The following is a 20,918-nucleotide window of genomic DNA, read 5'->3' on the forward strand; positions in this document are numbered from 1 at the left end:
AATTCTTTATAACGGTAGAGTGAATCGAGCTACTTTGCCTGAAGTATACCCAGAAAGGTCGACAGGTTCACTTGCAAATGTCATGGTTACGCCTTCAGGTGCGCCTAATATCACTTTAAAAGGCGCTTTTCCGGCAAGTTCTACATCTTGACCAGGCTTACGAGTACCACTGACGAGCGTTTTGCCATTCACGTCTTTTACTTGAATCCAGCAATCCGCTTTAAATTTCATCGTCAGTCGCGTCATTCCTTCTGGCACAACGAGCTTAGGCTCTTGCTCTTCATCTGCCGCTTCAATAATCGCCACTGGAGCATCAGGTATAATTTCAGAAACCTCGTCTTCATTCACTGCAAGTTCGGGGGTCGTTGTCTCTAGTGCATCGCCATCAGAAGCCGCTAGCGTTACGCCTTCAATCGCTGGCTTAATGTCTGTTGACGCTATCTCATCACGAGAGCTAGCCATTAACTTATCAGCGCTAAGTTGGTCTATCTCGGCAATCTCAGCAGGAGTGCTAGCAATTAACTCATCAGCGCTAAGTTGGTCTATATCGGCAATCTCAGCAGCACTCGGTTCTACATCTAAATTGGCCTCTGTAACGACTTGAGCCAAGCTATCCTCTTGTTGGTTTTGCCACCACCAAGCACCCGAAATGCCGATAATAACAATAGCAATCACCCAAGTAAGCAGCATGATACGGCTATTGTGTTTTTCGTGTTTCGTTTTACGCGAAAAGCTCTGCATCTCGGTTTCTTGTGGCTGAACATGGGCCTCAGATGTTTGCTCTAAAGCTGCCAAAACGGTCTTTTCATCAAGGCCAACGAGTTTCGCATACGAACGAAGATAGCCACGTGTAAAGGTCGCAACCTGCTGCGGTTCAAATCGATTGTTTTCAATATTTTGAATAACAGAAACGCGAAGCCTCAGGCGATTAGCAACATGCTTTTGCGTCATCCCCAATGATTCGCGTTTATTTTTTAGTAGTGTGCCTGCTTCTAGAGAAAGTGGCACTTCAGTGGTGTTTTCGTGTTCTGTCATAATTATGGTATTTAATCTGTTGGGTGGCTAACACATTATCTATTTTCGTTTTTGTTCTTCAGACTCACTTAAAGATAGCTAGCCTAAACGCGTTAACCAAAATAATCTTTTAGAAACTTACAGCACTTGTTGTTTGAATGCTCGCGTTGCAAGAAGCTGCAAAGCGTTTTAAGAAAATACTGCAAATTGTCAGTGTCATAGTTATATTTTACTCACCATGATAAGCGAATGTATAACAAAGACAAAAACTCTTTACTCTCAAATTAACAGATAGCTCAAGTTTTTGTCCAAAAATTGACATGGCTACCCTCAATTGATCGCAATAACAAGCCATTACTCCGGTTGCCGTTTCGAGATGCCAAACAAAATAGCCAGAGCATAAGCTCTGGCTATTTCTTTATTCTGGCAATTTATACCGCTTTCACTTCGATGGTATCTGCACCACGGGTTGCTTTGAGCATTGCGGTACGCTTCGTGCGGTCGATAACATCACCAACAAGTTGGCCACAGGCCGCATCGATGTCATCACCACGGGTCTTACGGATCGTCACCGTGTGCTCATACTGCATCAACGTTTTCTGGAAGCGATCGATACGTGAATTACTTGGTTTCTTGTATGGTGAACCTGGGTACGGGTTAAATGGGATCAGGTTAATCTTACATGGCGTACCTTTCATCAGCTCAGCCAGCTCACGAGCGTGATCCATGTCATCGTTCACATGGTCTAGCAGTACGTACTCAACGGTTACTTTACCGCGGTTCGCGTTTGAAGATGCTAGGTAACGACGAACCGATGCCAAGAATTCTTGGATATCCCAACGGTCGTTGATTGGCATGATTTCGCTGCGCAACTTATCGTTTGGTGCGTGCAGTGAGATCGCCAGTGCCACGTCGATTTTACCTGTCATCTGATCAAGACCAGATACAACACCCGATGTTGATACAGTTACGCGACGCTTAGACAAGCCAAAACCAAGATCATCCAGCATGATTTCTAGTGCTGGGATCAAATTCTTCATGTTAAGCAGCGGCTCACCCATTCCCATCATTACCACGTTGGTAATTGGGCGACGACCAGTTTCTTTCTGTAGGCCCACTTCACGAGCAGCACGCCATACTTGACCGATGATTTCAGAAACTTTCAAGTTACGGTTAAAGCCTTGCTGAGCGGTTGAGCAGAACTTACATTCCAGTGCGCAGCCAACTTGAGAAGAAACACACAAAGTCGCACGATCATCCTCTGGGATGTACACCGTTTCGACATCTTGATCGCCAACACGCATTGCCCACTTGATCGTACCATCCGATGAGTGCTGCGCTTCAGAAACGACAGGAGCTTTAATCTCACACTTGTGCTGAAGCTTTTCACGCAGTTTCTTGTTGATGTTCGTCATATTGTCGAAGTCATCAACACCGAAATGGTAGATCCACTTCATAACCTGATCGGCGCGGAACGCTTTTTCGCCTAGTTCTTCCGCGAAAAATTGACGCATGCCTTTGCGATCAAAGTCGAGTAGATTGATTTTTTCAGTGGTCATGTTGCCTCTCAATGACTGAAACAAGAATAAGGGCGCGAATTGTACAGCCTTTATGCAGCTACAACAAGGGCTGTAAGACCTTGTGTTTGTTAAGGCATTAAAATCATAGTGATTAAATTTTAAACAGCACTACTCACCCATTCTTCCTCATCTACAGATAATAAAAAGCCCCAGAAAAATCCGAGGCCTAAAATTCAAACGAGGACAAGATTAGCGAGGACAAATCTCTGATTCTGGGAAGAAGAACTCGATTTCACGCGCCGCCGACTCTGGGCTGTCTGAACCGTGAACGGAGTTATGGCGCATGCTCAGTGCGTAATCCGCACGGATCGTACCGCATGCCGCTTCTTCTGGGTTGGTTTTACCCATCAGTTCACGGTAACGCGCGATAGCGCCTTCGCCTTCAAGTACCTGAACCATGATAGGGCCAGATGTCATGAACTCTTTCAGTGCAGGGAAAAAAGGTTTGCCTTCATGTTCTGCGTAAAAACCGCTCGCCTGCTCTTCTGTCAGGTGAACCATTTTCGCAGCAACGATACGTAGTCCTGCGTTTTCGATACGGTGGTAAATTTCACCAATCAAATTGCGTTCTACAGCGTCGGGCTTAACAATTGAAAACGTTCTTTCTAGAGCCATAAAGTTTCCTTTTTGTACTTGTAATAATAGTTTTATATAAGTGACTTGCGTCTCTCTTAGTTATACCAGCACAGACGTGATGTCTGCACTGGTAAAAGTCTTATTTTGCGGCTTGTTCGTTCAGGAAACGAGCAAGTGTACGAACGCCCATACCTGTTGCCCCTGCAGACCACTTATCCGATGCCGACTTGCGATATGTGCCCGCACAGTCAAAATGCAACCAACCTTTCTTGTAATCTTCTACAAAGTAGGACAAGAAAGCCGCTGCAGTGCTCGCACCTGGAGAGTAATCACCAGAGCTGATATTAGACAGATCCGCAAAGTTTGAAGGCAACATCTCACGGTGGAAATCAGCAAGAGGGAGTGGCCATAAACCTTCTTTCTCTTGGTTCGCCGCCGTTAGAGCGTGGTGAGAAAGCTCATCATCAAAACTCATCAGTGCATGGTAATCATTACCGAGCGCATTCTTCGCCGCGCCTGTGAGTGTTGCACAATCAATAATTAGCTCTGGGTTTTGCTCACTTGCGTAGATAAGACCATCAGCAAGCACCAAGCGCCCTTCAGCATCGGTATTCATGATCTCAACGGTTTTGCCATTTTTGTAGGTGATGATGTCGCCAAGCTTAAGTGCACGACCTGACACCATATTCTCAGCACAGCAAAGTATCAGCTTCACGCGCTTGTTCAAACCACGCTGAATCGCTAAACCAAGGCCACCGGTGATGGTGCCAGAACCGCCCATGTCCGCTTTCATTGCTGTCATAAAGTTTGATGGCTTCAAGCTGTAACCGCCAGAGTCAAAGGTAATACCTTTACCCACTAGGCACGCAAATACTGGTGCGTTTTCATCACCGGTTGGGTTGTAATCTAGCTGTAACATTGCAGATGTGCGCTCTGATCCCCGGCCTACAGCGTAGATACCTTCCCAGCCTTCTGAAAGCAGGTCTTTGTCTTTTACGATGCGAGTCGTCACGGTACCTTGAGGCGCAACTGACTTGATAAATTCTGCCGCCATCGTCGCCAATTGACGCGGTGCGACTTCTTCTGCGGTTTTATTGATGATATCGCGGGTAAAGTCAGTCGCGGTAATACGAGCATGAAGCTCTGCTTGATCCGCTTCTGGCAGTGCAACCCACTCTAGTGCGCCGTGTTTCTTAGGGTTACGGTATCCTTGGTGGAAAGCCCAAATGCTCTCTAAGTCCCAGTTGTCACCCGCAAGTAGAACAAAACGAATTCCTTGGCCATCGAGTTGACGCGCTGCACGTTGAATCGCACCAAGATCGTGACCTTCATCTAGGTGAATGGTTGCGCTATTCTCAGCGAAAGAAAGCTGTGCTTTGTCGCCCCAATGTGGTGCCGCTGGTTCTTGGCTTAGAAATACAGACATCTGTGTAGACATGGTTTCTCCTTGTCTTATAACGGCGTTACCTACGCCTCTTCTTTTTTAATAACTAACGGATGTTAGCACTATGTAGGGAAAAAATGTCAATTGGATAAAAAAACGGACCGAGAGGTCCGCTTTTTTTAGTAAGAATTGTTAACTCGGCTGCGTTTTGCCGCCGATTTGAGCGTTAGTCTGCTTCATCCATCCAGCATAAGATCACCGCTTCGAGGATCTTTTCGTTACAATGGTTTGGTTCATCATCGAACTCATCTAACTCCATGATCCATTGATGGAGATCGGTAAAACGTACCGTCTTAGGATCCACACCCGGAAACTTGTCACAAAGCTCTATCGCGATGTCGCGAGAATCTGTCCATTTCATTGCTCATCTTCCTTTTCGTTTTCCCTATCACAGGGAGATCGTATTAGTGATCTTCTGACGCGTGATTCAACGTGTATTTTGGGATCTCAACAACCAAGTCTTCATCTGCCACTTTTGCTTGGCAACCAAGACGAGATTCAGGCTCTAGCCCCCACGCTTTATCTAGCATGTCGTCTTCAAGCTCTTCACTTTCTTCTAGTGAATCAAAACCTTCACGAATGATCACGTGACATGTGGTGCATGCACATGATTTTTCACAGGCATGCTCAATACCGATACCGTTTTTCAGTGCCACGTCCAGAACGGTTTCACCAGTTTTTGCTTCCAACACTGCACCTTCTGGGCATAAATCTTCGTGCGGTAATACAATAATCTTAGGCATAACTACTTATCTCTTATATATCATCTACTGATTGACCTGACAGTGCAGCTCGAATCGATTTATCCATACGGCGCGATGCAAAATCTTGGCTTGCTTTGTCGGTGTCTTTAATGCCTTGCTCAATCGCATCCGCATCTTCACCATTGCGAAGCTCAATCAGTGCTTCAATCACATTTAACAACGCTTGTTTCTCTTGCTCTGATAGTAGCTCATCACCATCCGCTTGCATCGCTGCAATCAAACCTTCAATCACACGGTCTGCTTCAACACGTTGTTCCGCAAGTGCGCGAGCTTGCATGTCTTCTTTCGCATAAGTCATTGAGTCACGGAGCATATTCGTAACTTCATTATCACTCAGACCGTAAGACGGCTTCACTTGGATCTCTGACTGAATGCCAGTACTCTTCTCCATTGCCGTCACAGACAGTAGGCCATCGGCATCCACTTGGTAAGTCACACGAATGTGCGCTGCACCTGCCGCCATTGGCGGAATACCTTTCAGCGAGAAACGTGCCAGTGAACGACAGTCATCGACCATCTCACGCTCACCTTGTACCACGTGTACGCTCATCGCCGTTTGACCATCTTTGAACGTGGTAAATTCTTGCGCACGAGCAACAGGAATGGTGGTGTTACGAGGAATGATCTTCTCTACCAAGCCGCCCATGGTTTCAATGCCAAGTGATAATGGGATAACATCAAGCAGCAGCATTTCTGAATCAGGTTTGTTACCCGCTAGAATGTCCGCTTGGATGCCAGCACCAATCGCAACCACTTCATCTGGGTTAATGCTTGTTAGTGGTGTGCGACCAAAGAACTCACCCACCATTTCACGTACCAGTAGAGTACGAGTAGAGCCACCAACCATCACGGCTTCAAGCACGTCTTCGGTATCAACGTCAGCATCTTTAAGCGCGCGACGGCAAGACATCAAGGTTTTCTTCACCAATGGGCGAATCAACTCTTCGAACTGTTCGCGAGTGACTGAGCCTTTCCAGCCAAAAACATCAACATCCACACTGTCATGCTCAGAGAAAGCAATCTTAGTTGCAGTGGCAATGTTTAACAGTACACGGTTTTTCTCTGCAGAAAGTGGCGCTTCTAGCCCCGCTTGCTCCATCAGATAGTCAGCAAGAAGATGGTCAAAGTCATCGCCACCTAACGCTGAATCACCACCCGTCGCCAAGACTTCAAATACGCCTTTTGACAGACGTAAGATAGAGATATCAAAAGTACCGCCACCTAAATCGTAAACCGCAATCACACCTTCTTGACCAGAATCCAAACCGTAAGCGATAGCTGCTGCAGTTGGCTCGTTAAGCAGACGTAGTACATGAAGACCTGCCAATTTTGCCGCATCTTTAGTACCGGCACGTTGAGCGTCATCGAAGTAAGCTGGAACGGTAATCACGACACCAGCAAGTTCCCCGCCAAGCGTCTCTTCTGCACGTTTTCCGAGTGCTTTTAGAATGTCTGCAGAAACTTCAATCGGGTTCTTATCACCTTGAGCCGTTTTCAGAATAGGAAGACCATTATCGCTCTCTTTAAACTGGTAAGGCAAAGATGGGTAACGAGATTGAATGTCTTTCAATGAGCGGCCAATCAAACGCTTTACCGAAATAATGGTATTTTCAGGCTCTAGCTCTGCTTTTGCTTTCGCGTCATAACCAACCATCGCCGATTCTTGCGCATAGTTTACAACCGACGGCAGAATACTACGTCCCTGCTCATCCGTTAAAGTCGTGGCATTGCCACTGCGTACAGAAGCAACCAAAGAGTTCGTGGTACCTAAGTCGATACCCGCTGCTAACTTATGCTGATGAGGTGCCGAGCTTTGGCCCGGTTCTGCGATTTGAAGTAGTGCCATGATGAGTCCTTGTCACGCTAACTAGCCGAGGAGCTTGTCTTCGACCAGTTCAATTTCGTTCTTTAGTTTGGCTATGAATTTAAGTTTACGAACGCGGTCTGCAGCTTCTGCCCAAAGACCATTATCAAGTTCTTGTTCTACATTCGCCAAATGCTGTTTGTACATTTTGCTGACCTTAGCATCAAAGTCAAAAAGCGCTGATTCAGGATCAGAGCTGTCAGCAATTTCTTCTAATTCTTCACGCAGCTCCATCTGTTCCATTAGGAACATTGGGTCTTGCATGGTTTGCTGTTCACCGTGGATTTCAATGCCATTTTCTGCCAAGATGTATTCTGCACGTGAGATTGGCTGTTTCAAAACTTGGTAAGCATCATTAATTTGCGCTGCTTTTTGAACAGCCATTAAACGGTCGCGCTCAGACGCTGTGGCAAAATTATCTGGATGAAAGCGTTTTTGCAGTTCTAAGAACTGAGAAGAAAGAAGGCTACCATCCAGCGTAAACTGACTTGGTAGCCCAAATAATTCAAAGTGATTCATTAAGTTCGGGTCCTAGTAAAGCCCTCTGGACTCGGTTGCCCAAAAGGCCAATCAATTAGACGTTGAAGCTTTCACCACAACCACATTCACTTTTCGCATTCGGGTTGTTGAATTCAAAGCCTTCGTTCAAGCCTTCCTTCACGTAATCCAGTTCAGTGCCGTCTAAGTACACCAAGCTTTTTTTGTCGATGATGATCTTGACACCCGAGTGGTCGAATACTTCATCTTCGTCTTCATTAAGCTCATCAACAAACTCAAGCACATAAGCCATACCGGAACAGCCTGTCGTCTTCACTCCAAGACGCAAACCGATACCTTTGCCTCGGTTATCTAGGAATGCTTTTACGCGGCTCGCCGCTGTTTCTGTCATTGTGATGGCCATACTGCACCTTACGTCTGTCTAAATTACGATTGAAATGGGAGCGTTACAGGCTCCCATTATATACGGAATACTTATTCTTGGTGTTTTTTCTTGTAGTCAGCAACCGCTGCTTTAATTGCATCTTCCGCTAGGATTGAGCAGTGCACTTTCACGGGAGGAAGCTCCAACTCTTCTGCAATCTCAGAGTTTTTGATAGCAGCCGCTTCATCGATCGACTTACCTTTCACCCACTCTGTCACTAGTGAACTTGATGCGATTGCGCTACCACAACCGTAAGTTTTAAATTTCGCGTCTTCAATGATGCCTTCTGGTGTCACTTTAATTTGAAGCTTCATTACGTCACCACAAGCTGGTGCGCCAACCATGCCGCTACCTACTGATGGATCTTCTTTATCGAATGAACCTACGTTACGTGGGTTCTCATAGTGATCAATTACTTTTTCGCTGTATGCCATGATAAATTACCTCGAATCCTCTATTCAGTCCGTGAGATTAATGATGAGCCCATTCAACCGTGCTCAGATCAACCCCTTCCTTGTACATATCCCATAGAGGAGACATGTCGCGTAGCTTAGTCACTGCAACGCGGATTTGTTCAATTGCGTAATCAATTTCTTCTTCAGTCGTGAAACGGCCAAATGAGAAACGTACAGAGCTGTGAGCCAGTTCGTCGTCAAGACCTAGCGCACGAAGCACATAAGATGGCTCTAGACTCGCTGAAGTACATGCACTACCTGATGATACTGCGAGATCTTTCAGTGACATCAGGAGTGATTCGCCTTCAACAAATGCAAAGCTCACGTTTAAGTTGTGTGGTACACGCTGTTCTAAATCACCATTCACCGTTACCGCTTCAAGATCTTTCACACCATCTAGAAGACGGTTACGAAGTGCTAATGCGTGATCGTAATCTTTCTGCATGTCTTCTTTGGCGATGCGGAACGCTTCACCCATACCTACGATCTGGTGAGTCGGTAGCGTACCAGAGCGGAAACCACGTTCGTGACCACCACCATGCATTTGCGCTTCTAGGCGAATACGAGGTTTACGACGTACGTAAAGTGCGCCAATACCTTTAGGGCCATAGATTTTGTGTGCTGACAGTGAAATTAGGTCTACTTTCAACTCTTGAACATCGATTGGCAGTTTGCCCGCAGATTGTGCAGCATCTACGTGGAACACTATCTTACGTTCACGACATAACTCGCCGATTGCTGCGATGTCTTGAATAACACCAATCTCATTGTTTACGTGCATGATTGATACGAGAACAGTATCTTCACGCATTGCTGCTTGAAGTTTGTTTAGGTCAATCAGGCCGTTTGATTCTGGCTCTAAGTAAGTCACTTCAAAGCCTTCGCGCTCTAGTTGACGACATGGGTCAAGAACCGCTTTATGCTCTGTTTTACAAGTGATGATATGTTTACCCTTTTTAGAGTAAAAATGAGCGGCACCTTTGATTGCAAGGTTGTCAGATTCAGTCGCACCAGAGGTGAAGACAATTTCGCGTGGATCTGCATTTAGAAGGTCAGCAATTTGCTCACGAGCAGTATCTACAGCTTCTTCTGCCTGCCAGCCATAACGGTGCGAACGTGAAGCTGGGTTGCCAAATGTCCCATCCATTGTCATGTACTGAACCATTTTTTCAGCAACACGTGGATCAACTGGACACGTAGCGGAATAATCTAGATAAATCGGCAGTTTCATTCTCTACTCCAATGTAAAAAGCTGACCGCTAAGAGCGGACGTTTACACCGATGGGCGCGGCGGTTGTATTTTTGTTTGATAGCCCATGAGTCACCGCCAGATCAATGTCCTGACGATCAGAAATTTCTATTACTTCGTTGTCTGTCATCAGCTCACCGAGCGTGATGTTATTCAGGAAGTCGCTGATACGAGAGCTTAAGTCACGCCATAGTGTGTGAGTTAGGCAACGAGTCCCACCTTGACAACCTCCCTTGCCTTGGCATTTGGTTGCATCGACTGACTCATCAACAGCAGCAATTACGGTACCGATAGCGATACTGTGTGCATCGGCACCCAGTCGGTAACCACCACCAGGACCACGAACGCTAGTGACTAAGCCTGCTTTACGCAATTTCGAAAACAGCTGCTCTAAATAAGAGAGCGAGATCCCCTGGCGCTCGGAGATGTCTGCAAGAGGTACCGGGGTTTGTTGCGAGTGCAGTGCCACATCCAGCATGGCTGTCACCGCATATCTTCCTTTAGATGTAAGTTTCATACCACACCGTATCCACATGGTTTGTAATGATTATGATTCTTCCATACCCGACTAAAATGGTCAAGTATTTATTTGACTATTTTAGTCAGGTATTCACCCTTACATCTAAAGTGGTTATTGTTTATTCAGAGTTTCTTTTCGATCGCTGTCAAAACACCACGCAGAATATTCAATTCTTGAGCCTCTGGTCGTGCACGTGAGTACAAGCGACGAAGTTTGTTCATCACCTGACCTGGCTGTTCTTTGTTGATAAATTGGGTATCAACCATCACCTTTTCAAGGTGCTCAAAGAACATTTCTAGCTCTTTATGGCGTGGGTACTCTTCAGGCTCACTTGGCACGTATTGGCTTTGCTCTAGGTTGAGGTGTGCAACGCGAACTTCATAGCTCAGCGTTTGTACCGCCATCGCTAAGTTAAGTGAACTGTATTCAGGATTAGCTGGAATGCAAACGTGGTAATGACACTTCTGCAATTCGTCATTAGTTAGGCCAGTTCTCTCACGGCCAAAGACCAATGCAACAGGGTGCTTTTGGCCTTCAACGGCAAATTTCTCACCACATTCGCGTGGCTCAAGCATTGGCCATTCAAGTGTGCGTGAACGAGCACTAGAGCCGACGACAAGACCACAATCTTCAATGGCTTCCTCTAGCGTACTTACGACTGTTGCGTTTTGAGCAATATCACCAGCACCAGCGGCAAGAGCAAGAGTTTGGTCATCCACTTCACATTGCGGATCAACCAATACAAGTTGGCTTAAACCCATGACTTTCATTGCGCGTGCAGCCGAGCCAATGTTGCCTGAATGAGAAGTTCCGACGAGTACGATTTTTACTTGATCCAACATCTGTGTTTGCTACCTAGTTTAAAACCGCAGAATGTTACCATATTTTTTTAACACGCCCTATAGAGAAGCCGCTTTCTACTGGCATTCTCATCAATTGGTGCACTTCATCACGATACATGGACCACTACGCACTAGAACGGAGGACAAAAAATAACCACTTCCTTTTTGTTTTAACTCTGGTATACTCGCGGCCGCTTTCATTTGTTCTTTAACATCCGTTGGGAAATTCGTATGCATCCAATGCTAAACATTGCTATTCGCGCTGCGCGAAAGGCAGGCAATCACATTGCTAAATCATTAGAAAACACAGATAAAATTGAATCTACGCTAAAAGGCACTAATGACTTTGTTACTAATGTAGACAAAGAAGCAGAAGCTATCATCATCGATACTATCAAGCACTCTTACCCAGAGCACTGTATCGTTGCTGAAGAAGCTGGTCTTATCGAAGGTAAAGATAAAGACGTACAATGGATCATCGACCCACTGGATGGCACTAATAACTTTGTAAAAGGTTACCCAACTTTCGCAGTATCTATCGCAGTTCGCTTCAAAGGTAAAACTGAAGTGGCTTGTGTATACGATCCAATGCAAAACGAGCTATTCACTGCACAACGCGGTGCTGGCGCTCAACTAAACAACGCTCGTATCCGTGTTACTCCGCTTAAAGACCTACACGGTACTGTTCTTGCGACTGGTTTCCCATTCAAACAGAAGCAACACTCTGAATCTTACATCAAGATCATTGGCTCTCTATTTACTGAATGTGCCGATTTCCGTCGTTCTGGCTCTTCAGCTCTTGATCTATGTTATGTCGCTGCTGGTCGCGTAGATGGTTACTTCGAGCTAGGTCTGAAGCCATGGGATATGGCGGCTGGTGAGCTGATTGCTCGTGAAGCTGGTGCTATCCTAACTGACTTTGCTGGCGGAACTGATTACATGAAGTCTGGCAACATCGTTGCTTCAAGTGCTCGTGGCGTAAAATCTATCCTTAAGCACATTCGTGAAAACGGTAACAGCGCGATCCTTAAGTAAGATGATGGCGGCATACTAAGCCCGCCACGCTGATGACTTTCAAAAAGCCTCGCTCTCTGAGCGGGGCTTTTTTACATCTGTCAGTCTCGTTCTAAAATGTGTCTACACATTGAGGACGAATGATGTGCGAGGCTCTTCAGCGACACAACTCAGATACAAAAAAACCGCCGATTACTCAGCGGTTTTTGCTTTCGGTTTCGGTTCTCAATCTGCCTTATGGCATCTCGTCGAACTCTGCACCTTCTTTTTCTACTTGAGGTGGCATCAAGTGCTCCTTCTGGATACCCAGTTTTAGCGCTAGTGCTGATGCTACGTAGATAGAAGAGTACGTACCTACTGTGATACCTAATAGAAGTGCGGTCGCGAAACCGTGAATCATCGCACCACCTTGAGTGAACAGTGCAATTACTACGAACAACGTCGTACCAGACGTAATCAAAGTACGGCTCAATGTTTGAGTAATTGAAGCGTCCATGATGTCTGAAGGCTCACCCTTACGCATCTTACGGAAGTTTTCACGAATCCGGTCGAATACAACAATGGTATCGTTGAGCGAGTAACCAACTACCGTTAGTAGTGCCGCTACGATGGTTAGATCAACTTCGATTTGTAGGAACGAGAAGACACCCAGCGTGATGATGATATCGTGTGCCAGTGCCATTACCGCACCTGCTGCTAGACGCCATTCGAATCGGATCGATACGTAGATCAGGATACAGATTAGCGACACAAGAATCGCTAGGCCGCCTGCTTCCGTTAGTTCATCACCAACGTTTGGACCTACGAATTCGATACGCCGCATTTCTACGCTTTCACCCGTGCCTTCTTTAATAGCACCAATGATTTGGTTACCTAGCGTTTCACCAGACATATCGTCACGTGGACGAAGACGAACCATTACATCACGAGCGCTACCGAAGTTTTGTACCGTCGCATCGCCGAAGCCTTGTGAATCTAGAGCTGCACGAATTTCTTCAAGGTTTGCTGGTTGTTCAAAACCTACCTCGATGAGCGTACCACCAGTAAAGTCTAGACCCCAGTTCAACCACTTGGTTGATAGCGTGAAGATAGAAGCAGCGATCATAAAGATAGAGAATACGAACGCGACTTTCGACCAACGCATAAAGCCGATCGTGTTTTCTGCTTTTAGAATTTGAAACATAATAATTCCCAGCCTTAGATCGACAATTTCTTAACGCGCTTGCCACCGTACACCAAGTTCACGATACAACGTGTACCTATGATTGCGGTGAACATAGAGGTCAAGATACCGATAGATAGCGTTACCGCGAAGCCTTTCACTGCACCTGTACCAACAGCAAACAGAATGATTGCTGTGATAAGGGTGGTGATGTTCGCATCGGCAATGGTGCTAAATGCATTAGCGTAACCTTGGTGAATCGCTTGTTGTGGACTGCGGCCATCGCGAAGCTCTTCACGGATACGTTCGAATATCAGTACGTTCGCATCGACTGCCATACCCACTGTCAAAACGATACCAGCGATACCCGGAAGCGTCATGGTTGCACCTGGAATCATCGACATAATACCGATGATAAGCACTAAGTTTGCCATCAGTGCAACGTTCGCGATCAGACCAAAACCACGGTAGTAAAGCAGAGTAAAGATCATTACTGCTACCATACCCCAGATACATGCTTGAATACCCATATCGATGTTTTGCTGACCCATTGATGGACCAATGGTACGCTCTTCAACGATAGAGATAGGGGCGATAAGTGCACCAGCACGTAGTAGAAGTGCTAGGTTGTGCGCTTCTGCCGCAGAGTCGATACCTGTGATACGGAAGTTACGGCCAAGAGCCGATTGAATCGTTGCTTGGTTAATGACTTCTTCGTGTTTATCAAGGATCACTTTGCCTTCTGGCGTACGACGACCACTGTCTTTGTATTCTGCAAACACGGTTGCCATTAGCTTGCCGATGTTCTTTTTAGAGAACGCTGACATCTTGTTACCACCCTCGCTGTCTAGCGAGATGTTCACTTGCGGACGACCGTATTCATCAACACTTGAGCTTGCATCCGTGATACTTTGACCACCAAGAATAACGCGCTTCTTCAATACAACAGGGCGACCATCACGATCCATCTTGATTTCGCTACCTGCTGGCGCACGACCACTTGCCGCGGCTGATAGGTCAGCTTTATCATCGACTTCGCGGAACTCTAGCGTTGCCGTTGCACCTAGGATTTCCTTCGCACGAGCGGTATCTTGAACACCGGGAAGCTCAACGACGATGCGACTAGCACCTTGACGTTGCACCAATGGTTCAGCAACACCCAGCTCGTTTACACGGTTACGTAGAATCGTGATGTTTTGTTCTACAGCGTAGTTACGGATCTCTTGTAAACGTTGCTCAGTAAAGGTGGCAATCAAAGCGTAACGGCCATTCGAATCAGAGTCGACAAAGTTCATGTCAGGGTGATTCTTCTCTAGCGTCGCCTTCGCTTCCGCCAGTTGTTCTTCATTACGTAGCAATACTTCGACTCCCTCTTTACCAGAAGGACGAATTGCACGGTAGCGAACTTTGGCTTCACGAAGCTCACTACGGAACGCTTCTTCTTGTTGACCAACTAGCTTTTCCATTGCCGCGTCCATATCCACTTCCATCAAGAAGTGAACACCACCACGCAGGTCAAGACCCAGTTTAAGTGGTGACGCACCAATGGCTTCTAGCCAGTCTGGCGTAGATGGCGCTAGGTTGAGAGCGACAATTTTATCTTTGCCAAGCGCTTCGCTGATAATATCGCGCGCACTGATCTGAGTATCAGTGTCATTGAAACGAACAAGGATTGAACCATTTTCGAGAGCAATGGTTTTATAAGAAAGGTGCTCTTTATCAAGAGCGTTAGTGACAGCATCCAGCGTTGACATATCAACAGAGGCGCCACGCGCCCCTGTAATTTGAACAGCCGGATCTTCACCGTAGATATTTGGAAGTGCGTACAACGCAGCGGTGATGATGGCGAAGAATACCATCAAATACTTCCATAACGGATAACGGTTTAGCACAGCGAGGATCCTTTAGCTGTTTTATAGAGACTTAAGCGTACCTTTTGGTAGCACTGCCGTTACGAAGTCTTTCTTGATCACAACTTCATTGTTTGCATTTAGCTCAATTGAAATGTAGTCGTTCTCTTCACTGATCTTAGTGATTTTACCTACTAGACCACCGCTTGTTAGTACTTCGTCACCTTTGCCCATCGAAGACATCAGGCTCTTGTGTTCTTTTACACGCTTTGCTTGTGGGCGATAGATCATGAAGTAGAAGATCACTGCGAACATGCCTAGCATGATTAGCATTTCAAAACCGCCACCTGCTGGTGCGCCTTCTGCTGCTGCGTGAGCTTGAGAAATAAACATTAAAACATCCTCATTATATTTTATTAATAATCCAAAAAGTTGGGCTTTCGCAATTTAGATTCAAGTCTGAATGTGACTAATAGAGATCACTCTCTCAAAAATAATATGCTTTTGCCTACTTTATTAGCAAAAGCCTCTGGCGACATGCCAAAGGCTTTAATTTTTTATGCTTTACCTAGTGGTGGCACTTCGCGGTCACGACGAGCGTAAAACTCTTGAACAAACTCATCGAAACGATCTTCATCAATCGCCTTACGAATGCTTTCCATCAAACGTTGGTAGTAACGTAGGTTATGGATAGTATTCAGGCGCGCACCTAGGATTTCGTTACAACGCTCTAGGTGGTGAAGGTACGACTTGCTGTAGTTCTGACAAGTGTAACAGTCACAGTGCGGATCTAACGGTGTTGTATCCGTTTTGTGTTTCGCATTACGGATCTTGATCACACCACCAGTCACAAATAGGTGGCCGTTACGCGCGTTACGGGTTGGCATTACACAGTCAAACATGTCGATACCACGGCGAACACCTTCGACCAAGTCTTCTGGCTTGCCAACACCCATCAAGTAACGTGGTTTATCTTCTGGAAGTTGTGGGCACGTGTGCTCAAGAATGCGATGCATGTCTTCTTTCGGTTCACCGACGGCAAGACCACCCACCGCATAACCGTCAAAGCCAATGTCAGTTAGACCTTTTACCGATACATCTCGTAGGTCTTCGTATACACCACCTTGAACGATACCAAATAGGTTGTTCGGGTTTTCTAGTTTATCGAAGTGATCACGCGAGCGCTGCGCCCAACGTAGTGACATTTCCATCGATTTTTTCGCTTCATCGTGTGTCGCTGGGTATGGCGTACACTCGTCGAAAATCATAACGATGTCAGAGCCTAAATCTTTTTGGATTTCCATCGACTTCTCTGCGTCCATGAAAATTTTGTCACCGTTTACTGGGTTGCGGAAATGTACACCTTGCTCTGTAATAGTACGCATTTTACCCAGGCTGAATACTTGGAAACCGCCTGAATCGGTAAGGATCGGACCATGCCAGTTCATGAAGTCGTGCAGGTCACCGTGCATTTTCATCACTTCTTGGCCTGGACGCAGCCATAGGTGGAAAGTGTTACCGAGCAGGATTTCTGCGCCCGTGCCTTTTACTTCTTCTGGTGTCATGCCTTTAACGGTACCGTAAGTACCTACCGGCATGAACGCTGGCGTTTGAACAGTGCCACGTTCGAAGGTCAATTGACCACGACGCGCATTGCCGTTTTTCTTCTTAAGATCGAATGATAATTTCACGATGCCTCCGAGTGTCAGAGAAACAGTCTGACAATGTTTTTTAGGGGTAACCCCCACTTTAAGGAGTGGTCGCTTTCCGTGCGAGAGACAAAGCAGTGGTTCTGCTCTGTTTCCTAGCTTACTGCTAGCACTCGTAAATCGTTGCCCCCTCCTAGCCTCTCCCTTAGAAAGGGGGGAGAAACCCACGCCTCAGCGCTTTTATTCCCTCACCTTTTTAAGAGGAGGGTTAGGGAGGGGTTTATGCCGTTTTCTTCTTGATGAACATTGAATCACCATAAGAGAAAAAACGGTAGTTGTTCTCAACCGCATGCTGGTATGCATTCATGGTGTTCTCATAACCTGCAAACGCACTCACCAACATAATCAGTGTTGATTCTGGCAAGTGGAAGTTGGTGATCAAGCAGTCCACCAACTGGTACTCGTAACCAGGGTAGATAAAGATTTCGGTATCGCCAAAGAATGGAACCAATTCTGTGCCTTTCTTCAACGCGTCTTGCGCTGCACTTTCCAGTGAACGAACCGATGTTGTACCAACGGCAATGATTCTACCGCCACGGGCCTTGGTGGCATGAATAGCGTCAACCACGTCTTGTGGCACTTCAACGTATTCCGCGTGCATGTGGTGATCGTTAATATCATCCACTTTTACCGGTTGAAATGTACCCGCACCGACGTGCAGCGTCACATAAGCAAATTCGGCGCCTTTCGCTTTGATTTTCTCTAGCAGAACATCATCAAAATGTAAGCCTGCGGTTGGCGCGGCTACCGCACCCGGTTTTTGGCTGTAAACCGTTTGGTAACGCTCTTTATCTGCGTCTTCATCTGGGCGGTCAATATAGGGTGGAAGTGGCATATGACCGATCTGTTCCAGAATTTCTAACACCGTCTTATCAGAATTAAATTTCAGCTCAAACAATGCATCATGACGAGCCACCATCTCTGCTGAGTATTCATCATTTTCGCCAACAATAACGGTGGAGCCTGGTTTTGGCGATTTTGAGCAGCGTACGTGAGCCAAAATGCTCTTGTCGTCGAGCATGCGCTCCACTAGTACTTCTAACTTACCGCCTGATTCTTTACGACCAAACATACGGGCAGGGATAACGCGGGTATTATTGAAAACCACGAGGTCACCGGCTTGAACATGGTCCAACACATCGGTAAATGTGCCATCCACTAGCTCGCCAGTATTACCGTCCATTTGCAGTAGTCGGCTAGCGGTACGCTCTGGCTGAGGGTAACGAGCGATGAGTTCATCTGGAAGGTCGAAATGGAAATCTGATACTTGCATGTTACTTGTCTTATATATTGGTCAAATCACGTCAAAGACGACGATAAAATTGCGACGAGTTTTTCGCAGCAGACTAGTATATGTTTACATGCTGCAATAGCAAGCAAATCCCTTTCGATTGATGGCAAAAGCGTCCACTAAGAATGTAATAAGACATGAAGAGCGTATTGTTCCACGACGTATAGATATACATCGGCACGCTTCGTTATTATCAAATCACTCAATAAGTTCACTTTTAGACTATATTGACAATGAGCAACTTGCTCTATGTTCGAACTTTTGAGGTAAGTATGAAGATGTTAATTACGCTATTCAGCGCCGCCATTATTTCTTTTTCTGCTAATACGTTAGCAAGCTCTGAACAAGAGACGTTAAAAACGTTACAAGATGCATGTAAGCTGAAGCAAGTACCGCACTTGTGCGCAGTTAATCTGCCTAATAAAAGTTACATTGGTAGCTGTGTTGATGCCAAAGCATATGGTCTGATCTGTGTCCATTATAGACAAAGTTAAGAGTAACCAAAGCTAAGGCTATACTGCCTTAGCTTTGGTCATTCATGATAGCGCTTACATGTTTCACTCCCATCTTACAATGCAGGATCACCTTCTCTTTTAGTAGACGGCTTTATGTAAATGACCAACCTATTCCCTCCTCTGATTGATCTTCATCTAATTGCATTAATTTATTAGTGAAAAACGAGTTAGCTCCCAGATAAAGGGCAAAATATTCTCTATATTTAGGAAAAGGACAACGCCTTTGGAGGTCTCTATGATCAAAGTTGAAGACATGATGACTCGCAATCCTCATACCCTTTTTAGTAGCAACACATTGCGTGAGGCTCGAGACATGATGGAAGCGCTCGATATTAGACATATTCCGGTTGTAGATGCCAATGACCATCTACAAGGTTTAGTGACACATCGAGATATTCTTGCTGCTCAAGAATCCAGTTTGCACCCTGATGAGACTGAACAATCTTTCACTTTCGATACGCCACTTCATAAAATGATGCACACTAACATCATGACGGCGGAACCAAGGGCTGGATTAAAAGAAAGTGCTATCTATATGCAGAAGCATAAAGTAGGTTGCTTGCCAGTGGTGAACCACGGTCATTTAGTCGGCATTATCACTGATTCAGATTTTGTCACGATCGCAATTAACTTACTGGAACTGCAAGAAGAGGTTGAGCCCGAGGAAATAGAGTCAGAAGACTAAACCTTTCTGGATATGTGGTCATTTTGCTCAACCAATGGCACAAACAAAAAAGAGCGGCTCAATCGCCGCTCAAAGATATCATGACTCTCGTCGTAATTGTGGACTCTACGTTTGTTAGAATTGATCTTCTTCGGTAGAACCAGTCAGTGCTGTCACTGATGAGTTACCACCTTGAATGGTATTGGTCATTCTATCAAAGTAGCCCGTACCAACTTCTTGTTGATGCGCCACAAAAGTGTAACCTTTTTCTGCCGCTTCAAACTCAGGACGCTGTACTTTCTCAACGTAATGGCGCATACCTTCGCCTTGTGCGTAAGCATGTGCCAGTTCGAACATATTGAACCACATGTTGTGGATACCCGCTAGCGTGATGAACTGATATTTGTAGCCCATATCAGCCAGCTCTTGTTGAAACTTAGCAATGGTTTCAGCGTCTAGGTTCTTCTCCCAGTTGAATGAAGGCGAACAGTTATATGCCAACAGTTGGTCTGGGTACTCTGCGTGAATCGCTTCTGCAAACTTACGCGCTTCTTCTAGACATGGCGTTGCCGTCTCACACCAGATCAAATCCGCGTATGGTGCGTAAGCTAGACCACGAGAGATTGCTTGGTCGATACCTGCACGAACACGGTAGAAACCTTCTGGTGTGCGCTCTCCTTGAATAAAGTCCTTGTCATATGGGTCGCAATCAGACGTTAGCAGGTCTGCTGCGTTTGCATCGGTACGTGCGATTACGAGTGTTGTAGTGCCAGCAACGTCTGCTGCTAGACGAGCTGCGACCAGTTTCTGTACTGCTTCTTGAGTTGGAACCAATACTTTACCGCCCATGTGACCACACTTCTTCACTGATGCCAGCTGGTCTTCAAAGTGAACACCCGCCGCACCTGCGTCGATCATTGATTTCATTAGCTCGTACGCATTAAGAACGCCACCAAAACCTGCTTCTGCATCCGCTACGATTGGTAGGAAGTAATCAATACCACCTTCGTCTTCTGGCGACTTACCTGCTGACCACTGGATTTGGTCTGCGCGACGGAATGAGTTATTGATACGTTTTACTACTGACGGTACAGAGTCTACTGGGTAAAGGGATTGGTCTGGGTACATAGTCGAAGCGGTGTTGTTGTCCGCCGCTACCTGCCAGCCCGAGAGGTAAATAGCTTCAATACCCGCTTTTGCTTGCTGTACGGCTTGACCTCCCGTCAGTGCACCAAGACAGTTTACGTAGCCTTTCTTTGAGCTACCGTTAACCAGTGACCAAAGTTTGTCAGCACCACGTTGTGCGATTGTGTTCGCAGGCACCATAGAACCGCGTAGTTCTACCACTTCTTCCGCTGTGTAAGTACGCTTTACGTTTTTCCAGCGTGGGTTGGTTGCCCAATCTTTTTCCAGTGCATCAATTTGTTGGCGGCGAGTTAAGTTAGTCATTGATCTATCCCTCTAATAATGTGCACTTGTGCAT

22 protein-coding genes are annotated in these 20,918 nt (G+C 46.0%); 3 read left to right on the forward strand and 19 right to left on the reverse strand.

Annotated elements, in window-relative coordinates; genetic code table 11:
* Positions 1-6: 6 nt before the first annotated feature.
* The 13 genes from rodZ to trmJ form a co-directional block, all read right to left on the reverse strand.
* Positions 7-1,035, reverse strand: a complete 1,029-nt coding sequence (gene rodZ / locus AK965_RS16335; protein ID WP_099080611.1) for a cytoskeleton protein RodZ — start codon at positions 1,033-1,035, stop codon at positions 7-9.
* A 410-nt stretch (positions 1,036-1,445) separates the two neighbouring features.
* Complete coding sequence (locus AK965_RS16340; RefSeq protein WP_099080612.1) at positions 1,446-2,573, reverse strand: bifunctional tRNA (adenosine(37)-C2)-methyltransferase TrmG/ribosomal RNA large subunit methyltransferase RlmN; 1,128 nt, start codon at positions 2,571-2,573, stop codon at positions 1,446-1,448.
* Positions 2,574-2,783: 210 nt separating this feature from the next.
* Positions 2,784-3,209, reverse strand: coding sequence for a nucleoside-diphosphate kinase (ndk, locus tag AK965_RS16345; protein ID WP_099080613.1), 426 nt, complete (start codon positions 3,207-3,209; stop codon positions 2,784-2,786).
* A gap of 100 nt (positions 3,210-3,309) precedes the next feature.
* Complete coding sequence (pepB, locus tag AK965_RS16350) at positions 3,310-4,608, reverse strand: aminopeptidase PepB (RefSeq protein WP_099080614.1); 1,299 nt, start codon at positions 4,606-4,608, stop codon at positions 3,310-3,312.
* 172 nt (positions 4,609-4,780) lie between these two features.
* Positions 4,781-4,975 (reverse strand): Fe-S cluster assembly protein IscX, encoded by a 195-nt coding sequence (gene iscX, locus AK965_RS16355; RefSeq protein WP_099080615.1) that lies wholly within the window; start codon positions 4,973-4,975, stop codon positions 4,781-4,783.
* Positions 4,976-5,018: 43 nt separating this feature from the next.
* Positions 5,019-5,357 carry an ISC system 2Fe-2S type ferredoxin gene (fdx, locus tag AK965_RS16360; RefSeq protein WP_005460237.1) on the reverse strand — a complete coding sequence of 113 codons (339 nt, stop codon included), beginning with the start codon at positions 5,355-5,357 and terminating at the stop codon, positions 5,019-5,021.
* Between the two features lie 13 nt (positions 5,358-5,370).
* Positions 5,371-7,224, reverse strand: a complete 1,854-nt coding sequence (gene hscA / locus AK965_RS16365; protein ID WP_099080616.1) for a Fe-S protein assembly chaperone HscA — start codon at positions 7,222-7,224, stop codon at positions 5,371-5,373.
* Positions 7,225-7,245: 21 nt separating this feature from the next.
* Entirely contained in the window at positions 7,246-7,761 is a 516-nt protein-coding gene (gene hscB, locus AK965_RS16370) for a co-chaperone HscB (RefSeq protein ID WP_099080617.1), read from the reverse strand.
* A gap of 55 nt (positions 7,762-7,816) precedes the next feature.
* The gene (gene iscA / locus AK965_RS16375; RefSeq protein ID WP_099080618.1) at positions 7,817-8,143 is read right to left on the reverse strand and encodes an iron-sulfur cluster assembly protein IscA; all 327 of its coding nucleotides are present in this window, start codon (positions 8,141-8,143) and stop codon (positions 7,817-7,819) included.
* Between the two features lie 71 nt (positions 8,144-8,214).
* Positions 8,215-8,598 carry a Fe-S cluster assembly scaffold IscU gene (gene iscU, locus AK965_RS16380; RefSeq protein ID WP_005483070.1) on the reverse strand — a complete coding sequence of 128 codons (384 nt, stop codon included), beginning with the start codon at positions 8,596-8,598 and terminating at the stop codon, positions 8,215-8,217.
* A gap of 37 nt (positions 8,599-8,635) precedes the next feature.
* Positions 8,636-9,850 (reverse strand): IscS subfamily cysteine desulfurase, encoded by a 1,215-nt coding sequence (locus AK965_RS16385; RefSeq protein ID WP_099080619.1) that lies wholly within the window; start codon positions 9,848-9,850, stop codon positions 8,636-8,638.
* Between the two features lie 28 nt (positions 9,851-9,878).
* Complete coding sequence (gene iscR, locus AK965_RS16390) at positions 9,879-10,385, reverse strand: Fe-S cluster assembly transcriptional regulator IscR (RefSeq protein WP_099080620.1); 507 nt, start codon at positions 10,383-10,385, stop codon at positions 9,879-9,881.
* Between the two features lie 125 nt (positions 10,386-10,510).
* A complete protein-coding gene (gene trmJ, locus AK965_RS16395) occupies positions 10,511-11,230 on the reverse strand; it encodes a tRNA (cytosine(32)/uridine(32)-2'-O)-methyltransferase TrmJ (RefSeq protein ID WP_099080621.1) in 720 nt (239 codons plus the stop codon).
* 231 nt (positions 11,231-11,461) lie between these two features.
* Between trmJ and suhB the strand changes: the two genes are divergently transcribed.
* Entirely contained in the window at positions 11,462-12,265 is an 804-nt protein-coding gene (gene suhB / locus AK965_RS16400) for an inositol-1-monophosphatase (RefSeq protein ID WP_099080622.1), read from the forward strand.
* A 214-nt stretch (positions 12,266-12,479) separates the two neighbouring features.
* On the opposite strand, the gene secF is transcribed toward suhB, so the two are convergent.
* From secF to queA, 5 genes are all read right to left on the reverse strand, one after another.
* Entirely contained in the window at positions 12,480-13,427 is a 948-nt protein-coding gene (gene secF, locus AK965_RS16405) for a protein translocase subunit SecF (RefSeq protein WP_099080623.1), read from the reverse strand.
* A gap of 14 nt (positions 13,428-13,441) precedes the next feature.
* Entirely contained in the window at positions 13,442-15,298 is a 1,857-nt protein-coding gene (secD, locus tag AK965_RS16410) for a protein translocase subunit SecD (RefSeq protein WP_099080624.1), read from the reverse strand.
* Between the two features lie 21 nt (positions 15,299-15,319).
* On the reverse strand, positions 15,320-15,649 hold the full coding sequence (gene yajC / locus AK965_RS16415) for a preprotein translocase subunit YajC (protein ID WP_099080625.1): 330 nt from the start codon (positions 15,647-15,649) through the stop codon (positions 15,320-15,322).
* Between the two features lie 164 nt (positions 15,650-15,813).
* The gene (tgt, locus tag AK965_RS16420) at positions 15,814-16,947 is read right to left on the reverse strand and encodes a tRNA guanosine(34) transglycosylase Tgt (RefSeq protein WP_099080626.1); all 1,134 of its coding nucleotides are present in this window, start codon (positions 16,945-16,947) and stop codon (positions 15,814-15,816) included.
* A gap of 238 nt (positions 16,948-17,185) precedes the next feature.
* Positions 17,186-18,238, reverse strand: a complete 1,053-nt coding sequence (gene queA, locus AK965_RS16425; protein WP_099080627.1) for a tRNA preQ1(34) S-adenosylmethionine ribosyltransferase-isomerase QueA — start codon at positions 18,236-18,238, stop codon at positions 17,186-17,188.
* Positions 18,239-18,528: 290 nt separating this feature from the next.
* On the opposite strand from queA, the gene AK965_RS16430 reads away from it, so the two are divergent.
* Entirely contained in the window at positions 18,529-18,750 is a 222-nt protein-coding gene (locus AK965_RS16430; protein ID WP_099080628.1) for a hypothetical protein, read from the forward strand.
* A gap of 256 nt (positions 18,751-19,006) precedes the next feature.
* Positions 19,007-19,456, forward strand: coding sequence for a CBS domain-containing protein (locus AK965_RS16435; RefSeq protein ID WP_099080629.1), 450 nt, complete (start codon positions 19,007-19,009; stop codon positions 19,454-19,456).
* A 114-nt stretch (positions 19,457-19,570) separates the two neighbouring features.
* Here AK965_RS16435 and aceA read toward each other — a convergent pair whose 3' ends face one another.
* Positions 19,571-20,884, reverse strand: a complete 1,314-nt coding sequence (gene aceA / locus AK965_RS16440; RefSeq protein ID WP_099080630.1) for an isocitrate lyase — start codon at positions 20,882-20,884, stop codon at positions 19,571-19,573.
* Positions 20,885-20,918: the final 34 nt, after the last annotated feature.

Origin of the sequence: Vibrio sp. PID17_43 (assembly GCF_002608565.1) — a bacterium.
Classification (GTDB): domain Bacteria; phylum Pseudomonadota; class Gammaproteobacteria; order Enterobacterales; family Vibrionaceae; genus Vibrio.